This window comes from Streptomyces sp. NRRL B-24572 (assembly GCF_002156145.1).
Lineage (GTDB): Bacteria > Actinomycetota > Actinomycetes > Streptomycetales > Streptomycetaceae > Streptomyces > Streptomyces vietnamensis.
Genome location: NZ_MWIG01000299.1, coordinates 1 through 1,873 on the forward strand (window position 1 = coordinate 1; position 1,873 = coordinate 1,873).

The following is a 1,873-nucleotide window of genomic DNA, read 5'->3' on the forward strand; positions in this document are numbered from 1 at the left end:
CGCGCCGGCGGCCAGGCCGGCGCGGCGCAGTGCGTAGTTGCCGCTGTGGTCGACCCAGGTCGTGCCGAAGAAGCGGATCTCCTCCGGCTGCGGCCCGGCGCCGGTCTTGCTGGGGGTCTGCTCTTCGTCGCTCACAGGGTCGATTATCCCTGGAGCGAGGTGGAAGGGCTCAGCCGCCGCAGGGCGGTGCGACCATGGCGTCGCTGCCCGTGTGGACGTACGCGTCGGACACGTACTTGCCCGGCCCGATGTTGTCCCAGATGCTCGTCGTGCCGTACGGGCCGGTGATGGTCTCGCCGTACTTCACCTGGCAGTAGATCGACACCGTGGCGTCCAGGGGCAGGACCTGGACGATCGCGTACTGGGTGCCGGGGCCCGAGCGCACGTTGACCCGGTAGCCGGGCGCGACCGAGTAGGACGTGGCGGCGGAGGAGCTGCCGGCCGTGGCGAGCACCAGGCCCAGGGCGGCGGCCGCGCCGCCGACGGTGGTGAGCATTCTCCTGCGGAGCATCGTTTCCCTCATCCCCCGTCAGCCGCAGCGGGGAGCGACATAGCCGTCGCTGCCGGTGTGCACGTACGCGTCCGAGACGAACTCGTCGCTCGCGATGTTGTCCCAGAGATTCGTGGTGCCGTACGGGCCGGAGATCGATTCCCCCGGCGTCTGGCAGTAGATCGGCACGCTCGCACCCAGCGGGAGGGTGCGCACGATCCCGTACTTGGTGCCCGGGCCGGAGCGTACGTTGACGCGGTAACCGGGTGCGATCGGGTAACGCGCGACGCTCATGGTGACCACCTCGTCCGGTTCCGTGGCGGCGCTCGTCTCTTCAACAGTCATGACAGCCTCCCCCGTTGACAGCGGAATCACTCCGCTGAAATTCACTCTCTGCGACGCGCAGGCTAGCAAGCCCTTCCGACATCGCACGCACCATGGACTAGGCTCCGTGCGTCGCGCACGCGCGCGGACTCAACGGGGAATCACACGGGGGTGGGCGATGCCGCCGTTGCGCAGTACCGGTGCCGACCGGGAAGCAGAAGGACCTGAATACGCGGGCGAGTACCGCCTTCAGGCCTGTCTCGGCGCGGGCGGCATGGGGGTGGTTCACCTGGCCACCTCCCCTTCCGGACTGCGGCTCGCCGTCAAGGTCGTGCACGGACAGTACGCGGAGGACCCGGAGTTCAGGGCTCGCTTCCGCCAGGAGGTCGCGGCCGCGCGCCGGGTGAGCGGCGCCTTCACCGCGCCCGTCGTGGACGCCGACCCCGACGCCGTACGCCCCTGGATGGCGACGCTGTACGTCCCCGGCCCCACCCTCGCCGACCAGGTGAAGCGGAACGGGCCCCTCTCCCCCGCCGAGCTGCGCCGGCTGACCGCGGGGCTCGCTGAGGCCCTGCGCGACATCCACAGGGCCGGTGTGGTCCACCGGGACCTCAAGCCGAGCAACGTCCTGCTCACCGACACCGGACCGAAGGTCATCGACTTCGGCATCTCCCGGCCGGTGGACAGCGATCTGCACACGGAGACGGGGAAGTTGATCGGGTCGCCGCCCTTCATGGCGCCCGAGCAGTTCCAGCGTCCGCGTGAGGTCGGACCGGCGGCGGACGTGTTCGCCCTCGGGTCCGTCCTCGTGCACGCCGCGACCGGACACGGCCCGTTCGACTCCGACAGCCCCTACATCGTCGCGTACCAAGTCGTGCACGACGAGCCCGATCTGACGGGCGTTCCGGCCGACCTGGCCCCGCTCGTCGCACGCTGCCTCGCCAAGGAACCGGCGGAACGTCCGACTCCGGGCGAGATCATGACCGCGCTGCTGCCGCCCTCGTACGAGGCGGCGGCCTTCATACCGTCACAGCGGCGGTCCCCCGCCCCGTCCGCCCC

3 protein-coding genes are annotated in these 1,873 nt (G+C 70.4%); 1 reads left to right on the forward strand and 2 read right to left on the reverse strand.

Features of this window, described 5'->3' with window-relative positions; genetic code table 11:
* Positions 1 to 169: 169 nt before the first annotated feature.
* A complete protein-coding gene (locus CCN56_RS18840) occupies positions 170 to 511 on the reverse strand; it encodes a peptidase (RefSeq protein ID WP_256962038.1) in 342 nt (113 codons plus the stop codon).
* A gap of 18 nt (positions 512 to 529) precedes the next feature.
* A complete protein-coding gene (locus CCN56_RS18845) occupies positions 530 to 835 on the reverse strand; it encodes an SH3 domain-containing protein (RefSeq protein ID WP_086828322.1) in 306 nt (101 codons plus the stop codon).
* Between the two features lie 157 nt (positions 836 to 992).
* Between CCN56_RS18845 and CCN56_RS18850 the strand changes: the two genes are divergently transcribed.
* Positions 993 to 1,873, forward strand: an 881-nt coding sequence (locus CCN56_RS18850) for a serine/threonine-protein kinase (RefSeq protein WP_143664554.1), incomplete at its 3' end; no start/stop codon positions are given.

Bases quoted from the DNA above. Each gene is read 5' to 3' on its own strand.
- CCN56_RS18840 (WP_256962038.1), bottom strand. From the start codon at position 511: ATGCTCCGCAGGAGAATGCTCACCACCGTCGGCGGCGCGGCCGCCGCC.
- CCN56_RS18845 (WP_086828322.1), bottom strand. From the start codon at position 835: ATGACTGTTGAAGAGACGAGCGCCGCCACGGAACCGGACGAGGTGGTC.